The 17,582-nt window shown below is 65.8% G+C and carries 12 protein-coding genes; 7 read left to right on the forward strand and 5 right to left on the reverse strand.

Annotated features, from left to right (window positions below):
* Window positions 1-4: 4 nt before the first annotated feature.
* Window positions 5-1,165 carry a YdcF family protein gene (locus tag AC4D6D_RS22390; RefSeq protein WP_491327717.1) on the forward strand — a complete coding sequence of 387 codons (1,161 nt, stop codon included), beginning with the start codon at window positions 5-7 and terminating at the stop codon, window positions 1,163-1,165.
* Between the two features lie 20 nt (window positions 1,166-1,185).
* The gene (locus AC4D6D_RS22395; protein ID WP_491327718.1) at window positions 1,186-2,178 is read left to right on the forward strand and encodes a phospholipase C/P1 nuclease family protein; all 993 of its coding nucleotides are present in this window, start codon (window positions 1,186-1,188) and stop codon (window positions 2,176-2,178) included.
* On the opposite strand, the gene AC4D6D_RS22400 is transcribed toward AC4D6D_RS22395, so the two are convergent.
* Together AC4D6D_RS22400 and AC4D6D_RS22405 are read right to left on the reverse strand one after the other, a co-directional pair.
* Window positions 2,099-3,571 (reverse strand): MFS transporter, encoded by a 1,473-nt coding sequence (locus AC4D6D_RS22400; RefSeq protein ID WP_491327719.1) that lies wholly within the window; start codon window positions 3,569-3,571, stop codon window positions 2,099-2,101. The genes AC4D6D_RS22395 and AC4D6D_RS22400 overlap by 80 nt on opposite strands.
* An 85-nt stretch (window positions 3,572-3,656) precedes the next feature.
* The gene (locus tag AC4D6D_RS22405) at window positions 3,657-5,447 is read right to left on the reverse strand and encodes an ABC transporter ATP-binding protein (RefSeq protein WP_491327720.1); all 1,791 of its coding nucleotides are present in this window, start codon (window positions 5,445-5,447) and stop codon (window positions 3,657-3,659) included.
* 299 nt (window positions 5,448-5,746) lie between these two features.
* On the opposite strand from AC4D6D_RS22405, the gene AC4D6D_RS22410 reads away from it, so the two are divergent.
* The 3 genes from AC4D6D_RS22410 to AC4D6D_RS22420 all read left to right on the forward strand — a co-directional run bounded on the left by AC4D6D_RS22410 (window position 5,747) and on the right by AC4D6D_RS22420 (window position 10,174).
* Window positions 5,747-6,988 (forward strand): MFS transporter, encoded by a 1,242-nt coding sequence (locus tag AC4D6D_RS22410; RefSeq protein WP_491327721.1) that lies wholly within the window; start codon window positions 5,747-5,749, stop codon window positions 6,986-6,988.
* A 275-nt stretch (window positions 6,989-7,263) separates the two neighbouring features.
* Entirely contained in the window at window positions 7,264-8,571 is a 1,308-nt protein-coding gene (locus AC4D6D_RS22415; protein ID WP_491327722.1) for an MFS transporter, read from the forward strand.
* Between the two features lie 82 nt (window positions 8,572-8,653).
* Window positions 8,654-10,174, forward strand: a complete 1,521-nt coding sequence (locus tag AC4D6D_RS22420) for an alginate export family protein (protein ID WP_147217037.1) — start codon at window positions 8,654-8,656, stop codon at window positions 10,172-10,174.
* A 44-nt stretch (window positions 10,175-10,218) separates the two neighbouring features.
* On the opposite strand, the gene AC4D6D_RS22425 is transcribed toward AC4D6D_RS22420, so the two are convergent.
* Genes AC4D6D_RS22425 through AC4D6D_RS22435 form a run of 3 tightly spaced genes read right to left on the reverse strand, consistent with a single transcriptional unit; the run spans window position 10,219 to window position 12,723 of the window.
* Entirely contained in the window at window positions 10,219-10,896 is a 678-nt protein-coding gene (locus tag AC4D6D_RS22425) for a M24 family metallopeptidase (RefSeq protein ID WP_491327723.1), read from the reverse strand.
* Between the two features lie 55 nt (window positions 10,897-10,951).
* Window positions 10,952-11,293: a gamma-glutamylcyclotransferase family protein gene (locus AC4D6D_RS22430; protein WP_491327724.1), complete on the reverse strand. Its 342-nt coding sequence runs from the start codon at window positions 11,291-11,293 to the stop codon at window positions 10,952-10,954.
* Between the two features lie 20 nt (window positions 11,294-11,313).
* Window positions 11,314-12,723 carry an aldehyde dehydrogenase family protein gene (locus AC4D6D_RS22435; protein WP_491327725.1) on the reverse strand — a complete coding sequence of 470 codons (1,410 nt, stop codon included), beginning with the start codon at window positions 12,721-12,723 and terminating at the stop codon, window positions 11,314-11,316.
* A 147-nt stretch (window positions 12,724-12,870) separates the two neighbouring features.
* On the opposite strand from AC4D6D_RS22435, the gene AC4D6D_RS22440 reads away from it, so the two are divergent.
* Together AC4D6D_RS22440 and AC4D6D_RS22445 are read left to right on the forward strand one after the other, a co-directional pair.
* Entirely contained in the window at window positions 12,871-14,592 is a 1,722-nt protein-coding gene (locus AC4D6D_RS22440) for an ATP-binding protein (protein WP_491327726.1), read from the forward strand.
* Between the two features lie 222 nt (window positions 14,593-14,814).
* On the forward strand, window positions 14,815-17,580 hold the full coding sequence (locus AC4D6D_RS22445) for a sensor domain-containing protein (RefSeq protein WP_491327727.1): 2,766 nt from the start codon (window positions 14,815-14,817) through the stop codon (window positions 17,578-17,580).
* Window positions 17,581-17,582: the final 2 nt, after the last annotated feature.

The following is a 17,582-nucleotide window of genomic DNA, read 5'->3' on the forward strand; positions in this document are numbered from 1 at the left end:
CCATATGATGACGGCGCCGCTCCTCGCCACCGCCATGCTCGCGTTCGCTTCCGTCCCGGCTTCGGCCGGGGCGGTTCGCGATGTTCAGGCCGAAGCCCTGTCGGACCGGCTGTTCCCGCTGCTGGACGCCCTGGGCCGGGACACCTCCGCGATGGCGGCGATCAAGGCGAAGCCGGAAGTCGCGGCCATGCTGCGAGTCCGGCAGGAACGCCGCGATGCCTGCGCCGCCGACCTCGGCTGCCTTGCGCAGGCCATGGTCTGGACGCCGACGGAAGGCGCCCTCCTCGCCCATGCGGCGGTGCAGCCTGCCGGAACGCGCCGCACCGATGACGGCGCCGCCGCACAGGCCATGCGCGAGATCGACGGCGTCAATGCCGTGGTGCGCACGTTCGGCCTCGGTCAGGTTCCGGCCTATCCGCAGATCGACGGTGCGGGCATGATCGACCCGCAGGAGACGCGCGCGCGCCTTCAGGCCGCCGCCTGGCTCGCCCAGACCCCGCGCAGTGCTTCCACGCAGGCGCTGGACCCCAGCATCGAATTCGCACTCGCCCTGCTCGACGCCAGCGACCGCACCGATGCCATCGGCTTCGAGCCGCTCACGGGCGGTCTCAATGCTCCTGCCATAAAGCGGGCCAGAGGCCTCGACTGGAAGCGCTTCCGCTACAGCGCGATGATCGTGACCGGCGTGGGACCGGAAGTGCCCGACATGGCGCTTAGCCCCTTCGGCAAATACCATCTACGCCTCGCCGCCGACCGTTTCGCGCAAGGCGACGTACCGTTCATCATCGTCACCGGAGGCCGCGCCCATCCGCGCGCCACGCGCTTCACCGAGGCCGAGCAGATGCGCAAGGCCCTGATCGAGCGCTACGGCGTCCCGGCAGACGCCATCGTGATCGAGCCTTACGCCCGCCACACGACCACCAACTTGCGCAATGCCACGCGCCTGCTGATGGCGATGGGCGCCCCGCTCGACAAGGACGCGGTGATCGTCTGCAACCCCGGCCAGAGCGCCGCGATCGAAAGCCCCGCCTTCGTCCAGCGCAACCTCGCCGAACTGGGCTACGAGCCGGGCAAGGTCGGCCGCCGCATCTCGCCGACCGAACTGGAATTCCGCCCCTCGCCGCAATCCGCACGGGTCGATCCGCGCGATCCGCTCGATCCCTGACCTCTTCGCCGGAGCCTGCCATGCACCCCTTCGTTCTCGCAGCGCTCGCCGCTGCCGTTCTTCCCGCCCCCGCCCTCGCCTGGGGCGGCACTGCCCATGCGGTCATCGACCGCGCCGCGATCGAGGCCATTCCTGACGACGGCCCGACCTTCCTGCGCCGCCATGTCGATTACATCGCCGCCTCGGCCTCCCTCCCGGACGGCTGGCGCGGCGACAACGAACCTTTTTCGAAGATCGAGGAAGATCCCAACCACGGCTGGTTCAAGGAGCAGTTCGCCTTCCTCAAGCCGATCCCGCGCTCGCGCTATGCCTTCGTTCTCGCACTTTACAAGCGTTACGAGGCGATCAAGGACAGCGACCCGGCGACCGCCGCGCGCACCAATGTCCGCTGGACCGGCACCCTGCCCTATGCCGCCATGGAATCCTACGAGCGGCTGATCGCCTGCATGCGCCAGATCCGCGCGCTGAAGGCCGAAGGCAAGGACAGTGCTTTTGCCGAACAGCACTGCGCCTTCCAGGTGATCCGCCTCGGCCACTACATCGGCGACGGCGCCGAGCCGCTCCACGACTCCGTCAACAGCGACGGCTGGCGGGGCGACAACCCCAAGGGCTACACCCGCGACCGCACGATCCATGGCCGCTTCGAGAGCGAATTTGTCGACGGCATCGGCCTGACCGTCAAGGACATCGCGCCGCGCCTCGGCGCGCCCGCCCACCGCAAGGGCGACATGTTCGAGGCGGTCCTCGCCTTCCTCGACGATGCGTCCAGCCGGATGGAACAGGTCTATGTCCTCGAAAAGCGCGCCCGCTTCGCCAATTTCAAGGACAGCGACGTGCGCGAACTGGTCTATGCCCAGACCGGCAAGGGCGCGGCGATGCTCCGCGACATGATCTGCCGCGCCTGGGCGGAAAGCGCGGTGAGGCCGCAGCCGCTCACGCCTTCGCCGCTCGACCCGGCCAATCCGGCCTACGATCCCGAAACCGGCTCGGCACCGCCGCAGACCGGGGCCTGATCGGAACCGTCACCCTTTCCGCGTGCCTGCGGCGAGACAGCGCCGCGAGCACGCGGGCGTGGCGGGCATGGCCGATGTCGAAGCGCCGCAGCACCACGAAGGCCGCAAGACTTCCCGCCATCGGCACGCCCAGCCCAAGCACGAGAATGCCGGTGCGGACGAACGCCGATTGCTCCGCCCCCGGCACATAGCCGAGGCTCCCGAGCGACCAGCCGATCATCCCGTTCGCCGCCGCGCCGCTAGCCTTCACGACCACGAGATAGAAAGCGAAGAGGCCGGTCTCGAACCGGCGTCCATGGCGCAAGGCGACGAAGTCCACGGTGTCGGCCAGAAGCCCCCAGGGCAGCATGAACACACATGTGAAAGCCGCACCGACCAGCACCGCACAGGCGAGAAGCAGCGGCGGAGAGGCGATGCAGAATGCGAAGAGCGCGAGGCTTGCCGCGCAGAGCAGATGTCCCGCCGCCAGCAACCGACTCTTGTCGTAGCGTCCCGTCAGCATGGTCCAGAACAGCACGCCGAAGAACTGCCCGCACGTTATGGCGACCAGCAGGGAGCTCACGCTGTCGGGGCGATGAAAGACGTAAGTGCCCATGTAGAGCAGCATCCGCTCGAAAGACGGCACCGCGAAGCCGGTGATCGCCGCGATCAGCCCCATGCCGAGGACCAGCCCGTCACGCAGCGGCACGGCAATGCCGTCCCCGTCGCCGTGCTTTCCGTCCGGAAGCGGCTCCTCGCGCCCCGAAGTCAGAGCTGAGAAGGCGATCGTCATGGCGAAGAGCACGCCCGCCAGACAGCCGGTCAGGGCCAGCAGTTCCAGCATCTGCGCCGATACCGCGTACTGGACGGTCGGTGTCAGCAGGGCGGCCACCGTCAGCGAGGACGTGGTGCTGAAGAACAGGCGATAGCCGGACACCCGTCCCCGCGCGCGGCTGTCCACGGTCATGCGTGCCATCAGGGCATTGTGCGGCACGTCAATCACCGCATAGGCGCCGCGAAACAACAGGAGCGCGGCAGCGACCATCCAGACCCGCTCCGCCCCCAATGCCGGAAGCGCGTAGAGCAGTGCGAAGCCGCCTCCAGCCGGGATCGCGCCCGCCAGAATGAGCCAGCGATAGCCCTTGCCCGCCCGGCGCAGGCGAATGACCAGCAGCGCGGCCAGCAGATCGAACGCAAGGTCCCCCGCCACCGCCACGAGCATCAGCAGCCCCGCCACCGATCCGGGCAATCCGAACAGGTCGGTCAGCAGGTAGAGGAAAGTGACGTCGGCACCGGCGAAGACCAGGTTTTTCCCGAAGTTTCCGCTGGCATAGCCGATCAGCCGCGCTTCCCGTCCGAAACCGGAACTTGCAGCTACCCGCTGTCGGGCCGGGCGCGGGAAAGCGAGTGCCATGCGCGGCCTCTAGCCGCGCGCCGTTTCAGTTTTGCGACGAAGTTCGCGGGGCAGTTCCTCCCCGGCACGGGGAGGAACTGCGAACTCAATGTATCTCGGCCTCGACCGTCCCGGCCTGACGCTCGAACAGACGGCGATACTGCCCCTGCTTCGATTTCAGCAGAGCGTCATGCGTGCCATCCTCGACGATTTCGCCGCGATGGAACACCAGGATGCGGTCCAGCGCCCGCACCGTGGAAAGGCGGTGGGCGATGACGATGGCAGTCCGGCCCACCATGAGCCGCTCCATCGCTTCCTGGATCGCCGCCTCGGACTCGGAGTCGAGGCTGGAAGTCGCCTCGTCGAGAATAAGGATCGGCGCATCGGCCAGGAAAGCGCGCGCGATGGCGATGCGCTGGCGCTCGCCGCCCGAAAGCTTGACGCCGCGCTCCCCTACAAGCGTGCGATAGCCCTTGGGCAGGCGCATGATGAAGTGGTGCGCATTGGCCAGTCGCGCCGCCCGTTCGATATCCTCGATCGTGGCGTCCGGGCGGCCATAGCCGATGTTCTCCGCCAAAGTGCGGTGGAACAGCACCGGCTCCTGCGGTACGATGGCAACCTGGCGCCGCAGCGAGGTCTGCGTGGCATGGGCGACATCCTGCCAGTCGATCGTGACCCGGCCATGCTCCACGTCGTAGAGCCGCTGGATCAGCTTGACGAAGCTGGTCTTGCCGGAGCCGGAAGGCCCCACCAGTCCGACACGCTGACCGCTCGGGATCGCCACATCGAGATCCCTGAACAGCGGCTTGTCCTGTCCGCCGTAGTGGAACGTCACGTCCTCGAAGCGGATCGCACCGTCGACGATGCGGATGGGCCGCGCATCGGCGCGGTCGGCCACGCCCAGCGGTTCGTCATGAAGCTGGACCAGTTCCTCCATCTCGTTCACCGCGCGCTGGAGCATGTGGACGTGCTGGCCGATGTCCCGCAGATAGCCGTTCAGCACGAGGTAGCTGGTCAGCACATAGGCGACATCGCCCGCGCCCGCCTGTCCCTGCATCCACAACCAGAGCGCGGCGGCAGTGACGGCGGCGCGCACCAGCCAGAGCAGGCTGGTCTGCCCGGTGCCTGCCCAGGTGAAGGCCATCCAGGTCCGCCACGTCCGCTTGCGCCACTTGGCGACGGTGCGCGCGAGCAGTTCCTCCTCGCGCTCCTCGCCGCCGAAGGCCTTGACCACGGCATTGGTGCCGATCGCATCGGCCAGGATACCGCCGATCCGCGTGTCCCACTGGTTCGAAAGACGCGCGATCGGTGCCAGCACCCGCGTCGCCAGCCCCACGGTCAGAGTGATATAGGCCAGCGCGCCCACGGCCATGACCAGCCCGAGCACGGGCCAGTGCAGGGTCATCAGGATCACCGTCGCCACCAGCACCGTCAGCGAGGGAAGCAGCGAGAGCAGCAGCACGTCGTTCAGCGTGTCGAGCGCCCACATGCCGCGGGTGATGCGCCGCACGGTCGATCCGGAGAAGGCATTGGCGTGCCAGTCGGTGGAGAGGCGCTGGACGCGGGCGAAGGCTTCCTGCGTCACATCGCGCATCATCCCCAGCGTCAGCGGCGTGATCGCCCACCAGCCGAGGAGGCGAAACACCACAAGGCCGAGACCGAGCATGGTGATCGCCGCGAAGGCACGCCAGGCTTCCGCCGCGAGCCCTCCGCCGACGGCATCGATCATGCGTCCGGCGTAGACCGGCACGAAGACTTCGGTGACGGTCGCCAGCATCATCGCTCCGGCGCAGGCGACGGCGAGCACCGGTGCTCGCCGCCAGTGGCCGAAGGCAAATGCCAGAACCTTGCGCAGGACCGCGGCGCGCGGGAACAGATCTTCGTCGGTATCGGTCATGAGGAAATGTCCGCGCGGTCTGCGCGGTCCCTGTATCAGCGGATTGTATCAGCGGGTTTGAGCTTTGATCCGAAGCCAGGGCTTCGGATCAGGAGAGGCAGGTATCCAGGGAAACCCGGTCAGCCCCAGTCGCGAATGCGAGCCCCAAAGGGCAGATACGGATGGTACATCGTCGCCCTCCCTGCTGATTGCCGACGCGCGCTTCATACCAGACCTGTCCTGCCAAGGCCAGCGAAGAGCGGTCGGGTTCGCACAGGTCGGCCATTGCCAATTGGAGCCTCTGCCTGCATCCAGCCGCGATGACCTCATCGTCGCCGACGCAGACTTGCAGCGCAGCCCCTTCCGGAACAACCGCTCGCTTCTGGATGCCCTTGCTGGCGCTGATCCTGCTTGGCTGCAACTTGCGCGGCCCGATCACCGCGATCCAGCCCGTGCTGGGATCGATAAGGGAGAGCTTGGGCCTCGGCTCGGTGGGCGCGGGCCTGCTGACCAGTATCCCGGTGCTGTGCTTCGGCCTGCTGCCGCCGCTGGTCTCGCCCCTGATCGCCCGGCTCGGCATCGACCGTTCGATCCAGCTGGTTCTCGCGGGCGTGGCGCTGGCCATGCTGCTGCGGCCTTTCGCGGGGATCGAGGGGCTGTTCGCGGGTACGCTGCTGATCGGCCTCTGCATCGCGATCGGCAACATCGTCACGCTGATGCTGATCGCGCGCGATTTCGCGGGCAGGACGAACCTCGTCACCGGCTTCTACACGATCTCGCTCAATCTCGGCGCCATGCTCACGCTTGCCCTGACCGCGCCGCTGGCCGATCGCATCGGCTGGCGCGGGGCTTTGGCCGTTTGGGCCGGACTGACTGCCGTAGCCATGATCGTTCGCCTGCTCGCCCCACCTGAAGCCGCGCCCGAGGAAAGCAGCCGGACCACCTCCGAGGCCCCCTCGAAGGCCACCACCTCGATGCCGGGCCAGCAACGCGCCGTGTGGATCATGACGCTGGCCTTCGCAGTCCACATCTTCGCCTATTACAGCCTGACCGCCTGGCTGCCGACGTACCTTGCCGGAGCAGGCGGCATGGGCGCCACGCAGGCAGGTATCGTCGCGTCCTCGTTCCAGATACTTTCGCTGACCGGATCGCTCGGCATTCCGTTGCTGGCCCGCCGGTTCTCGCTCGGAACGCTGATGATGGCGATGGGCGCGATCTGGACCGTCACGCCGATCTGGATCCTCCTTGCGCCGGAGCAATGGATGTTCTGGTCGCCGATCGGCAGTATCGCCCATGGCGGCACTTTCGTGCTCGTCTTCATGATGATCATGAAGTTCACCCGAACGATGGACGAGAACCGCCGCGCCTCCACCAAGGCCCAGAGCATCGGCTACTGCTTCGCCGCGGTCGGCCCGACGCTGACCGGATGGATACAGGGAACAAGCTATGGCTGGTGGCTCGCCTTCGGCATGATCGCGGCGATAACGCTGGTGCTGATCCCGCTGGGTCTCGTGCTTTCCCGCTTCGAAAACGGCCAGACTCGGCAGCTCGCGAATCCATAGGCATCACGATACCGCGACGCGCGAAGAACTGCCCCTTTCGACGTCGAAAATCGTTACCGTTACCGGATAAGCACTTAGCCGATCGGAGGCTATCCAATCTGGCTATTTGTGCCTCGTTTGCACAGTGCTATGCTTGAAGACCATCCCGAGACCCGCGACCAGCACCTCACCCAACTCGGTGACAGGCTCGGGCAACAGCGTCCGAGCCTGTCCAAGAAGAGTCGCCAATAAAATCCGCCCCCAAGCGAAAACCGGGAGCGGCAGAGGAGAAGTGCATGGAAGACCCCCGCGCCACAATTGCGCGTGAACCGATGCATTACCGTCAGGTAATCGCCATTGCCATCGCGACCGCGCTCAACGCGCTCGACGGCTTCGACGTTCTGTCGATCAGCTTCGCCGCGCCGGGTATCGCCAAGGATTGGGGCATCGACCGCGCCGCGCTCGGCCTCGTACTCTCGATGGAACTGTTCGGCATGGGCGTGGGCGCCTTCGTGCTCGGCAGTCTGGCCGACAAAGTCGGTCGCCGTCCGATGTTGCTGGCCTGCCTCGTCATCATGGGCACGGGCATGTTCATGGCCTCGACCGCGACGAGTGTACCGATCCTTTCCGCCTATCGACTGTTCACCGGCCTCGGCATCGGCGGCATGCTGGCCGCGACCAACGCCGTCGTCGCCGAATGCTCGAACGCCAGGCGCCGCAACCTGACCGTCGCGATCATGGCGGGCGGTTATCCGATGGGCGCCATCGTCGGCGGTTCGGTCGCTTCCTGGCTCCTCGCGGAAACCGGTCACTGGCAGTCGGTATTCGAATTCGGCGCCGTCGTCACTCTCTGCTTTATCCCGCTGGTGCTCTGGCTGGTGCCCGAGACGATGGCCTTTCTCCTGCTCAAGCGCCCCGCCGGTGCACTGGATAAGATCAACCGCACACTCGTCCGTCAGGGTCGCCAACCGCTACCCCAGATGCCGCCTGCCGATCCGGTCAAGCAGAAGGCCAGCGTCGCCGCCCTCTTCGCACCGGGCCTTGCCAGCGTCTCGACGATGCTCACGGCCGTCTGCTTCTTCCACATGATGACTTTCTACTTCCTCGTGAAGTGGATCCCGAAAATCGTCGTCGATCTCGGCTTTCCGCCGGCATCGGCGGGCGGCGTGCTGGTATGGGCCAATATCGGCGGTGCGATCGGCTCGATCACCGTCAGCGTGCTCAGCCAGAAAGTCGGCATCCGCCCGCTGGTGGTCGCCTCGATGGTGCTGGGTTCTGGCGCAGTCATGCTGTTCGGCCAGGGTTTCTCGACCTTGAGCGGCCTGTCGCTGATCGCCTGCGTGGCCTGCTTCTTCACCAATGCCGCCATCGCCGGTTTCTACGCGGTGATCGCGCAGAGCTATCCGGCGGCGCTGCGCGGCGGCGGCACCGGGCTGGTGGTCGGCGTGGGCCGCGCCGGGGCCGCGCTTGGCCCGATCGTGGCCGGTCTGCTGTTCAATGCCGGTTGGGGGCTTGCCCCGGTCGCCATGACGATGGCTTGCGGCACGCTGATCGCCGCCGTCGTGCTGTCGCTGGTCCGCTACCGCGAGAGCACAATCGCCTGACCGGAGAAAAGTTACGGGATGGCCACTCGCAGACGGCCATCCCCGCCTAAAAATAGCAAGACGTTTCCCGAGAGGATTTTCCATGCGCTCCCCCCGCGCTACAACCCTGCTTGCCTGCGGCACGGCCGCTCTTGCCGCCCTGCCTGCCCTCGCCCCCCTGCCTGCCCTCGCCCAGTCGGTTCCGCCCGACAGCACCAAGACCGACGAGGCCGGCACCCTGTCCACCCAGGCCCCTCCGGGCGTGCGCCCCGCAAAATCGCAGCAGCGCCCTGCCGAGGCGATGCCCGGCGGTCGGCCCGGCCCGGCAGGCCTGCCGCAGAACATCCGCTGGACCGAAGACTGGTCGAAGAAGCCGGAGGCCGACGCCCCCCTGCTCGAAAAGATCAAGCATATCCCCATCGGCAGCGACGACGTCTACCTGACCCTCGGCGGCGAAGCGCGCCTCTATTATACCGACTGGCACCGCTCCTCGCTGGGCCTGAAGGCGAACGACAACAACGATCCGGTCCAGTCCCGCCTGCGCCTGCTGGCCGACCTCCATGTCGGCGAGAACCTGCGCGCCTATCTGGAACTGGGCGACAACCGCGAATTCGGAGAACAGTTCGCCACCCCGCCCAACCGCGACAAGGTGGACATCTACCAGGCCTTCGTCGACGTGACGGTGCCGCTGGGCAAGGCGGGCAAGATCACCTTCCGCCCCGGCCGCTTCGAGATGCCGCTGGGCAACGGCAAGCTGGCGGGCGTGCGCGAAGGCCTGAACATGCGCTTCACCTATCAGGGCCTGCGCGCCACCTACATCCTGCCGGGCAAACTCTCGGTGGATGTCTTCGCGGTGAAGCCAGTCCAGATCAAGCCGGGCACGTTCGACGACGGCCCGAACCACGCCCAGGACTTCCACGGCATCTACATCAGCGCGCCCAACCGTATCGCCGGTTTCGGCACCGACCTCTACTGGTACGAGATGAAGCGCGACCGCGCGACGCTCACCGCGGGCATCGGCAAGGACGATCGCAACAACTGGGGCGGACGCCTGTGGAAGCGCGGGCCCCACTGGGACCTCGACCTCGAAGGCACTTATCAGAGCGGCACTTTCATCGACAAGGACATCCGGGCCTATGGCGCGATGTTCGAAGGCGGCTACACGTTCGACGCGCCGATGAAGCCGCGCCTGGGCCTGCGCACCAACTACTTCAGCGGCGACAAGGACCTGAACGACGGCAAGATGGGCACCTTCGTCCCCGCCGCCGCCCGCCTGCCGCTGATCAGCGAGGCAGCGTTCTTCAGCTTCTCGAACCTGATGGACATCTACCCCTCGGTGACGGTCAAGCCGACGCCCGCGATCACCGTCATGGCCGGACCGGACTTCCTGTGGCGCGCGCGCAAGGGCGACGGCGTCTACATCGGCCCCTCGGGTTCCAGCTTCGCGCCTTACGGTTCAAGCCGCGCGATCGGCACCGACCTCAATCTCGAAGCCTCATGGCAGGCGACCGACCGGCTCGCCTTCCGTCTCTGGGAGACCTACTTCGCCGCCAGCGACTCGTTCCAGGCCAACGGCGGCAGGAACGGCAACTACTTCGGCCTGATGGCGAACTACCGCTTCTGATCGCGTGGGGAGCGGCCCGGCCGAAACCGGGGCGCTCCCATTTCTCACGCCAGCAGGTCCTCGTAGAAGGCGCCGAAGGGCCGCGTCGGATGGCGGATCTGCATTTCCAGAATCCACAGCCCCTTGCCCGGCAGGTGATCGAAGTCACCGAGATTGCCGCCCTTATGCACCGAATGCGGATAGTCGCCGACCCGGTGCCCGCGAATGTCGAGGTTGAGCACCCAGCCCAGCGCCCGCGCCTCTTCCTCGGCGCGGGCATAGAGCGCGGAACCGGTCACTTCGCCCTGCCCCCAGATCGCCTGCACCCGGTCGAACAGCACTTTCACGTCGCGGGCGCAGGCCTGCATCTCGTGATCGCTGCCCACGGCAAAAGTCGCGCCGACATCGCCTTCATGGCCGAGGAATACCGGACCCATGTCGATGAAGTAGATATCGTTCTCGCCGAGAACGGCGTCGCCTTCGCTGCGGTCGCTGAAGATCTTCAGGGTGTTCTCCCCGAACCGCACCAGCACCGGGTGCCAGGACTTCTCCATGCCCAGTTCCGCCAGCGCGGCATGGCCGATCGCAACCGCCTCGCTCTCGCGCATGCCGGGACGAACTTGTTTCGCAATACGCTCCAGTGCCTGCCAGGACAGCGCCTGAGCTTCGCGCAGGGCATCGAGCGAATAGTGCGGCCCGACCGCTTCGCGCGGCGAGGTGGAAAGCGGGGCAGATGCAGACATGGTAGCTCCAGTAACGGAAATGCTTTCAAGGAAAACGCCGGGGCAGGCGCACGTATCAGGTCTCCGGGTCACCGTAGACATAGGCCGTCACGCCGGAGCGCAGTTGCACTTCCCGGCGCACATAGTCCACTTCGTAGGCATCGGCATTGGCAAGGTCCTGCGCGCTGATCCGGAAGAGCGTTCCTTCCACGGCATCCTCCACGCGACCGCTGGGTTCGACCATCGGATGCCATCGCGTGCCGCTCTTGGCGATCACATCGGGATCGGTGATCTCGATCATGCGTTGCCGCCAGCCCAGCATGGCGTCCGGCGTGCCCACCACTTCGCGGCCGAACAGGGCCAGTTGCACCTCGGCTTGCCGCAAGGTTCCGTAGGAGAAGAGGAAAACGTCCTGCATGTTCACTCCGCTATACCGTCTCAATTCGAATGTAGCGCCGCGTTGACGATGCGGGCCTGGGTAAATTCCTCCATGCCCGCAAACCCCTGATGGCGACCGATCCCGGACTGCTTCGCGCCGCCGATCGGCACTTCGAACGGCAGGCTGAAGACCCGGTTGACCCAGACCAGCCCGCTCTCGATCCCCGAGGCGACGGACAGCGCCCGCTCGACATCCCCGCTCCAGACCGAAGCGCCGAGGCCGTATTCGCTGGCGTTGGCACGCGCGACCGCTTCCTCCACGCCGTCGTAGGCAAGGACGGGAATGACCGGTCCGAACTGTTCCTCCCGCACGAGGCGGGCCTGCTCGGGTAAGTCGCGGATCACCGTAGGCGGTACGAACCAGCCCGGTTCCGGCAGCGGCGTGCCGCCCGTCAGCACCCGGCCCAGACGGCGGCTCTCTTCCAGCAAGTCGGCCAGACGCGCGTGCTGCGCAACGTTCTGGACCGGGCCAAGCGTCACCCCCTCATCGAGGCCGCTGCCGACCACCGCCTGCTGCGCCAGATCGGCCAACACATCGCAAAGCGCATCGATCCGGCTACGCGGCGCATAGATACGTTTGATGCCGAGGCAGACTTGCCCCGCATTGGACATGGCACCCTCGAACAGCCGGGGCGCGATGGCGGCGATATCGGCATCGTCAAGCACGATGGCGGCGTCGTTGCCACCCAGTTCCAGCGTAAAGCGCTTCAGCGTCCCCGCTGCCGAGGCCATGACCTTGCGGCCCGTCGCGGTCGATCCGGTAAAACTGACATGGGCGATCCCCGGATGCGCGGTTAGGAACGACCCCAGCGATCCGGCATCTCCAAGCGTCTGGAATACCCCCGGCGGCAGCAGGTCCGCCGCCAGTTCGCCGAGCCTGAGCGCGGTGAGCGGCGTGGTCGGCGCTGGCTTGGCGATGACGCAGTTGCCCGCCGCCAGTGCAGGCGCCAGCTTGAGAACGAGCAGCAGGAGCGGAAAATTCCACGGCACGATGGCCGCGACGACGCCCAGCGGATAGCGCTGCTCGACGATCCGCTCTTCCGAAGTCTCGACGAGGACACGATCCTCCAGTCTCAGGCCCGCGTGATAGCGCAGCGCCGCCACCGAAGCGCCGACTTCGCCCCGCGCTTCGGCCAGCGACTTGCCCTGCTCCTGTGTGAGGAGACGGGCAAAGGCCTCGGCCTCCCGCTCCAGCGCGTCGGCCAGAGCGTCGAGGGCAGTGCCCCGCTCCTGCGGAGACGTGTCACGCCACGAGGGAAAGACGCGATGGGCGGCGGCAATGGCCCGTTCCGCCAGGGCATCATCGGCGCACCAGCTGGAAGCAAGCACGGTGCCGGTAGAGGGATCGAGGACGTCGATAGTCGAAGTACCGTCGCAAAGGCGACCGTCGATAAGCAGGCGGAAAGACATGGCCCGCTTCTAGGCGCACCGCCAAGCGCCGTACAGGGACCACCACAATTCCGGTTGAAATACCTAACCGGCTCTTCGCTCTCTCGAAAGCTCCGGAAGGCTACCGTCTGTCACGCGATCGGCGTCGCCCTTCGAAGGCCCTACAGCATGAAAAAGACCTCGGCCCTGCCCCTCACCGAGCCTCCCGCTTCCACCGAATCCTGGTATCTTTCCGCGATGGAGCGGCTGGTCGCTTTCGTGCAGGACCTGTCTCATGCGCGGGACCTCGATGCCGTAACCGCAGTCGTGCGCGATGCCGCCCGCAACCTGACCGGCGCGGACGGCGCCACATTCGTCCTGCGCGATGGCGACAATTGCTACTACGCGGAAGAAAACGCCATCGCACCTCTGTGGAAAGGCCTGCGCTTTCCCATGAGCCAGTGCGTCAGCGGCTGGGTGATGGTCAACGCGCAAAGCGTCGTCATCGAGGACATCTACGACGACCCCCGCGTGCCGGTCGAGGCCTATCGCCCGACTTTCGTCAAGAGCATGGCCATGGTCCCGATCCGCCGGACTTCGCCGATCGGAGCCATCGGCAACTACTGGTCCACCCACCGCCTCCCTTCGGCGGAGGAACTCGCGGTTCTTCAGGCCCTGGCAGACACGACCTCCGTGGCGCTGGAAAACGCCGAACTCTACACCCGCCTTCAGGGCATGATCGGGAGGCTGCAAGAGCAGCAGGTCCGCATCGGCGAACAACACGCCAGCCTCGGCATCTTCACCCGCGCCCTGGCCCACGACTTGCGCGAACCGGTGAGAACGCTCGTATCGTTCTCCGAAATGCTGCAGGAGGAACCGCAGGACCAGGAAACCCAGGCAACCTACTTGCGCTTCATCAGCGATTCCGCAGCGAGGATGGGAACGCTCATCGACTCCGTGGCCCACTATACCCGGCTCGATTCTCCAGAAATTTCCGCATGTTCCTTGTGCCTTCTCAGCGATGTCGTAGCCGAAATCCGGCAGAACCTCGCCCGGATCATCGCCGAGCGCGGGACCACGATCATCCACGGACCGCTGCCCACGCTCGTTGCCGATCCGGTCCATCTGCGACAGCTGCTCCAGAACCTCGTAGCCAATGCGATCCTCCACAACGAGGGACCGGTCACCATTTCCATCGCCAGCAAGCGGACTGCCGAAGGCCATCTCCTGTCCGTGAGCGACGACGGAAGCGGCATCCCGGCCAGCCAGAGCGAACAGGTTTTCGAGCCGTTCCGCCGTCTGGTCCATCGCAACGACGCCTCCGGCCTCGGCCTCGCCATCTGTCGGCGGATCGTTTCGCTCTATGGCGGGACGATCCGCTGCGAAAACGGCGAAGGCGGAGGCGCCACTTTCTCCTTTTCGCTACCCGGCGCCGAACCGCCCGAGCCCCCTGCGGCGGAGCCCGAAAACGACAGTCTCGCCATGGCCAATGTCCTGATCGTCGACGACCGGGAGGCGGACCTGGAAATGACCGAAATCGCTCTGTTCAGACGCCCGAAGCTGCGCTGCAACCTGCAAAGCGCCCGCGACGGACGGGAAGCCCATCGCCTGCTTACGACACCCGGCGCTCTCGTCGATCTCGTCCTCCTCGACATCAACATGCCCGATGTCGACGGTTTCAGGCTGCTGGAGCAGATTCGGAACGACGAAGCCCTGCGCGATATCCTTGTCGTCATGTGCAGCGGCTCCGACTACGAACCCGACAGGAAACGCTCGGCCGCGCTGGGTGCGGCCGGGTACCTGCTGAAACCGCCGCGCTTCTCCAACTTCCGGGATATCGTCGCCGAACAACCGTGCCTGCGACTGCTGGACGAAAGCAACGGCATGTGTCTGATGCGGCGAAGCCTGTGAGGTTGTCGCGCAGACAGAACCGAAACGGCTCTTTCCTTCACCGCAACTGCCTGCACAAACTTGCACCGTTTTACAAAGCGATAGTGCGGTTTTCTGAGAAATGAGCGGCATTCCAGCGCGTTGTCGGCCTGAAAACCTTCGGCTCGCCCCGGACGCGGACACATCAAATCTTAACCGCACTACCGGAACGTGACAGTCCCTTGGCTCTCTATAAGCTCTCATGTGAAGACTTTGCCCGAACTCCAGGAACTGCATGACCCTTCTCTGGCGCTGATCCGCGAGCAATACCTGAGCCTGCGGAAGCAGATCCCGCTCATGTACCTGTTGATGACGATCAATGCAGCGTTTCTGGTGCTCGTCGCCAGTCCCGACGTTCGCCCGCTTATCGGGATCGTCATGCCGCTGAGCCTCGTCTTCATAACCACGATCCGTGCCATCCTCTGGCTGTCGCGCCGCAAGCGCGACGCCGGAATCGATGAAATTCGCCGCTATCTGCGCGGCACCAAAGTTGCAGCGGCAGCGCTCAGTCTCCTGTTTGGCAGTTGGGGCCTGATCCTGCTGGAGGAGACCGATCCCCAGCACTCCGGATCGATCGCGCTCTATGTCTTCGTCGGAGCCATCGGGTGCTGCTATTGCCTCCAGGCCCTGCCCTCCGCGGCCCGTCTCGTCCTGCTGTTCGGTGCGGCCCCCATGACCGGACGCCTCCTGCTCTCAGGGGACTGGTATCTTGCCGGGACCGGCGTGACATTCCTGCTGGCAGCGGCCGTCATCCTGCGTACGCTGGCGACGAACCGGTCCGCCATGTTCGAACTGCTGCGCTCGCGCTCCGAGATGAAGGGACTTCTGAACGCGCTGGAACAGAGCCAGGAGCATTACCGCTGCTCCGTGGACCTCAACCCGCAACTTCCCTGGATCAGCGAACCGGACGGCTCGATCTGCGAGATCAGTCCGCGCTGGACGATCATGACCGGCATTTCCGTGGAGGACGGCATGGGGTCCGGCTGGACCGTGGCGGTTCATCCCGAAGACTTGCCGCGCGTTCTGGATGCCTGGCACACGGCCCTCCAGGCCGCCGACAATCCGGTAGCCGATGTCCGCTATCGCCTGCGCCAGGTGGACGGCAGCTACCGCTGGGTAAGGGCGCGCTCCTATCCGCGCCGGGACGAAACCGGGCGCATTATCAAGTGGTACGGCAACCTTGAGGATATCGACGATCAGGTCGCTGCCGAAACCGCCCTGCGCGACAGCGAGGAACGGTACAGGCTGGCATCCCGCGCCACCAGGGACCTGATCTGGGATTGGTCCCACCAGACCGACCGTCTCGAATGGGCCGGAGGGATCGACACTATCTACGGCCATGTCGAAGCGGCGCAAGGCACGACCGTCGCCTGGTGGCGCGACCACATTCATCCGGCCGACCTGCCCGGCGTGGACGCGTTGACGACCCAGGTGCTTTCGGGGAATTCGGACAAATGGCAGCACGAATTCCGGTTTCGCGCCGCCGACGGGTCCTACGTCCACCTGCTTTCGAGCGGCTATGCGCTTCGTGACGAAGCCGGGAAAGCGCGGCGCTCGATCGGCGCGCTCCAGGACGTGACCCAGGCCCGGCGCTCGGAGGCGGAACTGCGCCGGGCGGCCTATCACGATGCCTTGACCGACCTACCCAACCGTGCCTGCTTCTACCAGCAGCTCGAGAAGGAACTGAGCCGCGCGCGGACCCGAAATACGAAAGTCGGCGTCGTCGTCTTCGATGTCGACGGCTTCAAGTCGATCAACGACAGCCTGGGTCATGGTGCCGGCGACATGGTGCTCAAGGCCGTGGCGGCAAGGCTGTCGGCACGGCTTCCGAGAGGGGCGATGGCGGCCCGCCTTGGCGGCGACGAATTCGCGCTCATCCTGCCCACCCTCGATACCAAGGACGACTGCTCCGCTTTCGTACGGACCGTCCTCCATGATGTGGCGCAGCCGATCACGATCGACGAGAGCGTCGTGGAAGCCGGGGTCAGCGCCGGTGTCGCGCTTTGGCCGAACGATGGCGAAGACGGCGAAGCGGTCCTCAAGAGCGCGGACCTCGCGCTCTACACGGCCAAGGCGAAAAGTTCGGGCGATGTCGAGAGCTTCCATCCCGAGCTTCGCGAGGCCGTGGACTTGCGCAACGGCATGTTACGCGACGCCCGCGACGCGCTGGGCGAGGAACGCGTCCTGCCTTTCTACCAGCCGAAGATCTGCCTCTCCACCGGCACCATCGTCGGCTTCGAGGCCCTGCTGCGCTGGCATCACCGCGAGCGCGGCCTGCAACCGCCCGGTGCGATCCACGCCGCCTTCGAAGACAGTGCCCTCTCGATCCAGCTTACCGACCGGATGCTGGAGCGGGTGCTGCGCGACATGGCCGAATGGAAGCACAAAGGGTACGCGATCGGGCGCATCGCCATCAACGGTTCGCCGGTGGACTTCCGGCGCGACGACTTTGCGGAACGCATCCTGACACGGCTCCACGCGCTGGATCTGTCGCCCTCCGAACTCGAACTCGAAGTGACGGAAAGCGTGTTTCTCGGCCACATGGCCTCCACCGCCGAGCGCGCCCTCGCCACGCTCGCGAAAGCCGGTGTCACCATCGCCCTCGACGATTTCGGCACGGGCTACGCTTCGCTCACCCATCTCCAGCAATATCCGGTGGACGTGCTCAAGATCGACCGCTCGTTCGTCTCGCGCCTCGGCAGCACGAACAGCGCGGACTTTGCCATCGTCCACGGGATCATCGACATCGCCCAGCGCATGGATATCCGCACCGTCGCGGAAGGAGTCGAGAACGAGGTGCAACTCGGCCGGCTCTGCGAATTGCACTGCGACATTGCCCAGGGGTTCCTGTTCGGCGGTGCCCTCGGGGCGGAACGGGTCGGCACTTTCGTGCGGAACTGGTCAGGATCGAGCCGCCGCTTCTGCTGGCGGAACGAAGACCGCCAACCCTCCCGCCTCGGCAGCAGCTAAGT

This window comes from Novosphingobium sp. BF6, from assembly GCF_058273105.1.

Excerpts from the sequence above, each read along its gene's own strand:
- AC4D6D_RS22390 (WP_491327717.1), top strand. The coding sequence starts at position 5 with ATGATGACGGCGCCGCTCCTCGCCACCGCCATGCTCGCGTTCGCTTCC.
- AC4D6D_RS22395 (WP_491327718.1), top strand. The coding sequence starts at position 1,186 with ATGCACCCCTTCGTTCTCGCAGCGCTCGCCGCTGCCGTTCTTCCCGCC.
- AC4D6D_RS22400 (WP_491327719.1), bottom strand. The coding sequence starts at position 3,571 with ATGGCACTCGCTTTCCCGCGCCCGGCCCGACAGCGGGTAGCTGCAAGT.
- AC4D6D_RS22405 (WP_491327720.1), bottom strand. The coding sequence starts at position 5,447 with ATGACCGATACCGACGAAGATCTGTTCCCGCGCGCCGCGGTCCTGCGC.
- AC4D6D_RS22410 (WP_491327721.1), top strand. The coding sequence starts at position 5,747 with ATGACCTCATCGTCGCCGACGCAGACTTGCAGCGCAGCCCCTTCCGGA.
- AC4D6D_RS22415 (WP_491327722.1), top strand. The coding sequence starts at position 7,264 with ATGGAAGACCCCCGCGCCACAATTGCGCGTGAACCGATGCATTACCGT.
- AC4D6D_RS22420 (WP_147217037.1), top strand. The coding sequence starts at position 8,654 with ATGCGCTCCCCCCGCGCTACAACCCTGCTTGCCTGCGGCACGGCCGCT.
- AC4D6D_RS22425 (WP_491327723.1), bottom strand. The coding sequence starts at position 10,896 with ATGTCTGCATCTGCCCCGCTTTCCACCTCGCCGCGCGAAGCGGTCGGG.
- AC4D6D_RS22430 (WP_491327724.1), bottom strand. The coding sequence starts at position 11,293 with ATGCAGGACGTTTTCCTCTTCTCCTACGGAACCTTGCGGCAAGCCGAG.
- AC4D6D_RS22435 (WP_491327725.1), bottom strand. The coding sequence starts at position 12,723 with ATGTCTTTCCGCCTGCTTATCGACGGTCGCCTTTGCGACGGTACTTCG.
- AC4D6D_RS22440 (WP_491327726.1), top strand. The coding sequence starts at position 12,871 with ATGAAAAAGACCTCGGCCCTGCCCCTCACCGAGCCTCCCGCTTCCACC.